Here is a 4408-nt window from a genome sequence, read left to right on the forward strand (position 1 = left end):
GGGCGCCCGCCGGCTCTCCAGAGGCTGACCCGGCGGGCGCTTTTGCACGTTCTCTCCCCCTATTGACGCTTTTGGCACCCAGGCTGACAATGAAACAAACGGCCAGCCGCAGGGCCGCGTTAAGCGAGGTGCAGCCGGTGCCGACGATTCGGGTCGCGGTCGCAGGGGCCGCCGGCAGGGTGGGCCGGGAAGTGGTGGCGGCAGTTGCCCAGGAGCCTGACCTGCAGCTGGTGGGGGCGCTTGGCCGCCGGTCGGCCGGCCGCGACGCGGGAGAGGCCGCGGGCATCGGGAAGCTCGGCGTGGCCATCGATCGGGACGTTCGGCGCCTGCTGGAGCGCACGCCCGTGGACGTCTTGGTGGACTTCACGGAGGCCCAGGCGGCCCTCGAGCACGCGTTCGGGTGCGTGGATGCCGGCGTGCACGTGGTGATCGGGACCACGGGGATCAGCCGTTCGGAACTGGAGGACCTCGAGACTCGCTGCCGCCAGCGGGGGGTGGGCGCCGTCGTCTCCCCGAACTTCGCGGTCGGGGCGCTTTTGATGATGCGCCTCGCCCAGCTCGTGGCGCCGTACATGCCCCGCTGCGAGATCGTTGAACTCCACCACGAAGCCAAGCTGGACGCCCCGTCGGGCACGGCGCTGCGCACGGCCGCCTTGATCGCGCAAGCCCGCGGCCAGGCAGCGACCGACCAGCCCGCCGTCCCCATCCACAGCGTCCGCCTGCCAGGGCTCGTCGCGCATCAGGAGATCATCTTCGGCCTGGAGGGTCAGACGCTCACCATCCGGCACGACAGCACCAGCCGGCGGAGCTTCGTCCCCGGGGTACTCCTGGCCGTCCGGCGCGTGACGCAGCTCCGGGGCGTTCACTCCCTCGAGGAGCTTCTCTTCAGCGAGCCGCCCTCACTGCGCCACTGACCGCGGATCGCTCGCGTTTTCTCACTCCCCGGACCTATGACTCATATACTGCCCTCGCAATAAGACCCAAGCCCAACGGAGTTGCGACGGGGTACAGGAGCCCGCACCGGGAGTCATGACGGACGCGCTCAGGGACATCCCCTTGCTTGTGGCCGGTGGCGACGAGCGTGAACTCTGCCTGGCGCGGAGGCTGCTGGAGCTGGGGGCACGGCTTTCGATGGCCGGTTTCCCGCGGGACGTGTTGCCGCCAGGGGCGACGGGTCCCGTCACTCTCAGGGAGGCGGCGGGAAGGGTTCGTGCCATCGTTTGCCCGCTCAGCGGCACCGACGCGGAGGGGAACATCCGGGTGCGTATGGACGCTCACGTCACGCTGCGCCTGGATGGGGCCAGCCTCGCGGGATGCCTGCCGGGGACGCTGCTGCTCATCGGCACCGCACGTCCGGTGGTGCGGGAACTCGTGCGGCGGCTGCGGCTTGTGCTCGTCGAACTCAACCAGGACGAGGAGATGGCACTCTTGAACTCCGTCCCCACTGCCGAGGGCGCCCTGCAGCTTGCCATGGCCAACCTCCGGATCACCATCCACCAGAGCCGGGCGCTGGTGGTGGGCCTGGGGCGCTGCGGCCAGCAGATCACCCGGATTCTCGTCGCCATGGGCGCCTCGGTCAAAGCCGTCGTCTTCAACCGCGTCGAGGGCGCCCGCGCCTACATCCTGGGGGTGGACGCAGTCCATCCAGACGAGATCGGTGCCGCGGCGGCCGAAGTGGACGTCGTCTTCAACACGGCGCCGGCAATGATGCTGAGCGAGCCGGTGCTGGCGAGGATGGAGCCTTCCACGCTCATCATCGACATCGCCTCCGATCCCGGCGGCACCGACTTCGAGGCGGCGAAGCTGAAGGGCCTGCGCGCCATCCACGCGGTCGGCCTGCCGGGACGGGTCGCACCGCGGACGGCGGGCCGTATCCTGGCCTCCGTTGTGCCGGATCTCTTGGCCCGGATGCTTTCCGCTTCCGGCGGGGATCCAGGGGCTGGGGGATAGAGGAGTGAGGAGGCGAACCGACGTGGCGGACGGCAGGGTGGACAGCGCGCCGGGAGACGGCCCCGCCCGGTCGAGGCTCGCAGGCAGGCGCATCGGATGGGCGCTGGCCGCGTCCCACTGCTCGTTCGAAGAAATCCTGCCCCACATGGAGCGCCTGGCCCTGTCCGGCGCAGAGGTGTACCCCATTCTCTCCGAGCACGCCACCGACACCCGCTTCGGAACCGTCGAGGAGTGGGTGCAGAGGATCGAGCAAACCACCGGCCGGCGGGTGATGCGGACCCTGGTGGAGACCGAGCCGCTGGGCCCGCAGAAGCTGCTGGATGCGCTCATCATCGCCCCGTGCACCGGCAACACGCTGGCCAAGCTGGCGCTTGCCATCACCGACTCATCGGTGCTGATGGCGGCCAAGGCCACGTTCCGCAACGGGCGGCCGGTCATCCTCGCCATCTCCACCAACGATGCCCTGGGCGCCAACGCGAAAAACCTGGGGCTGGTGCTGAACATGAAGCACCTTTACATGGTACCCTTCGGGCAGGACAATCCGGAGGCGAAGCCAACGTCCATGGTGGCCGACTTCGAACTGATCGTGCCCACTCTTGAGGCCGCGCTGGAGGGCCGCCAGATCCAGCCGATGGTCATCGAGCGGGCTCGGCGCCAGGTACGCTGAGTAAGGCCTCGCTTGCGGGTGCGGGGGGTACATCACCGGTGGGTCAACATCTTCGCGTCGGCGTCGTTGGGGCGACGGGGGCCGTGGGGCAGGAGTTTGTGCGGCTTTTCGAGGAGCGCCGCTGGCCTCTGGCAGAGCTGCGGCTGATGGCGTCCGCTGCATCGGCGGGGCGCCGGATCGAGTTCATGGGCGAGAGCCTCAGCGTGGAGCAAGCCTCCGGCGAGCGTTTCGCCAACCTGGACCTGGTCTTTTTCTCCGCGGGGGCTTCGGTGAGCCGGGAACTCGCCCCGAAGGCGGCAGCGCACGGGGCCCTCGTCGTCGACAACTCCAGCGCCTTCCGCATGGACGAGGCGGTGCCGCTGGTCGTGCCCGAGATCAACATGGATGACGCCCGGCACCACCAGGGCATCATCGCCAATCCCAACTGCTCGACGATCATCATGGCGGTGCCGCTGTGGCCGCTGCACCGGGCCGCCACGATCCGCAGGATCGTGGTCTCAACCTACCAGGCGGTGTCGGGGGCCGGCTCGCGCGCCATGGCCGAACTCCTGCAGGAGGTGGATGCCGACCGCCGGGGGGAGCCTTATGAACCGGCCGTCCTCCCGTACGCATCGGCGCCGCGCCACTATCCGATTGCCTTCAACGTCATCCCCCAGGTGGACCGGTTCGATGAGGCGGGCTACACGAAAGAGGAGTGGAAGATGGTGCGCGAGACGCGCAAGATCTTCCACGAGCCCGAGCTTGCCATCACCGCAACCACCGTGCGGGTGCCGGTGCTCCGGTCCCACAGCGAGTCGGTCAACGTGGAGTTCGAGCGCCCGCTTCGGCCCGCCGAGGCCCGCCGGATCCTGGAGAGCGCCCCGGGGGTCGAGGTCGTGGACGACCCTGCCGAGCAGCGATACCCGATGCCCCGGGACTGGTCCGGCCGGGACAGCGTGGGCGTCGGGCGCATCCGGCAGGACCTCTCCCGCCCGGGGGCGCTCAATCTGTGGCTGGTGGGCGACCAGGTGCGGAAGGGCGCGGCCCTGAACGCCATGCAGATAGCGGAGGCCCTGCTGGGCATCCCAGCTCGAGGAAGTCGGTGAAGGTATGCGCATCGTGGTGCAGAAGTTCGGCGGCACCTCGGTGGCGACCCCTGAGACGCGCCGCCAGGTGGTACGCCACATCGTTCGCACCCGGGACGACGGCTATGCCGTAGTGGCCGTGGTATCGGCCATGGGAAGGCGGGGGGATCCGTACGCCACCGACACGCTGCTCGAGTTGCTGGCGAAGGAGGCGGGGACGACCCCCGATCCGCGGGAGCAGGACCAGCTCCTTTGCTGTGGCGAGGTCATCGCCTGTACCCTGGTGGCCCAGGCGCTCATCCGGGAAGGGGTGGCTGCCCGCTCGCTGACCGCCGCGCAGGCGGGCATCGTTACCGACGAGGAGTATGGCGAGGCGCGCGTGCTCCAGGTGCGCACCGAACGGATCCGCCGGGAGCTTGCGGCGGGAAGGGTGCCGGTGGTCGCCGGCTTTCAGGGGATCACCGAGGCGGGCGAGATGACCACCCTCGGTCGAGGCGGGAGCGACACCACCGCCGCCGCGCTGGGCGTGGCACTCGGGGCCGAACTGGTGGAGATTTACACGGACGTGGACGGGCTGAAGGCCGCCGACCCGCGGGTCGTCCCCGAGGCGCCGACGCTGTCGAGCGTCGCTTACCGGGAGGCGGCGGAACTCGCGCACCTGGGGGCGCGGGTGGTTCATCCCAGGGCCGTGGAGATCGCCATGGAAGGGCACGTGCCCCTGCGGATC

Annotated in this window: 5 protein-coding genes; all 5 read left to right on the forward strand. The window is 69.6% G+C overall.

Annotated features, from left to right (window positions below; translation table 11 throughout):
* Positions 1 to 137 precede the first annotated feature (137 nt).
* Complete coding sequence (dapB, locus tag AB1609_16580; GenBank protein ID MEW6048064.1) at positions 138 to 914, forward strand: 4-hydroxy-tetrahydrodipicolinate reductase; 777 nt, start codon at positions 138 to 140, stop codon at positions 912 to 914.
* 115 nt (positions 915 to 1029) lie between these two features.
* Entirely contained in the window at positions 1030 to 1950 is a 921-nt protein-coding gene (gene dpsA, locus AB1609_16585; protein MEW6048065.1) for a dipicolinate synthase subunit DpsA, read from the forward strand.
* A 22-nt stretch (positions 1951 to 1972) separates the two neighbouring features.
* Positions 1973 to 2617 carry a dipicolinate synthase subunit B gene (locus tag AB1609_16590; GenBank protein MEW6048066.1) on the forward strand — a complete coding sequence of 215 codons (645 nt, stop codon included), beginning with the start codon at positions 1973 to 1975 and terminating at the stop codon, positions 2615 to 2617.
* Between the two features lie 38 nt (positions 2618 to 2655).
* Positions 2656 to 3702 carry an aspartate-semialdehyde dehydrogenase gene (locus AB1609_16595; GenBank protein ID MEW6048067.1) on the forward strand — a complete coding sequence of 349 codons (1047 nt, stop codon included), beginning with the start codon at positions 2656 to 2658 and terminating at the stop codon, positions 3700 to 3702.
* 4 nt (positions 3703 to 3706) lie between these two features.
* A partial coding sequence (locus tag AB1609_16600; GenBank protein ID MEW6048068.1) for an aspartate kinase occupies positions 3707 to 4408 on the forward strand: 702 nt, incomplete at its 3' end.

The sequence above is a fragment of the Bacillota bacterium genome, assembly GCA_040754675.1.
In the GTDB taxonomy this organism is placed as follows: Bacteria; Bacillota; Limnochordia; order Limnochordales; family Geochordaceae; genus Geochorda.

Coding starts and splice junctions, on each gene's coding strand:
- dpsA (MEW6048065.1), top strand. CDS start 1,030: ATGACGGACGCGCTCAGGGACATCCCCTTGCTTGTGGCCGGTGGCGAC.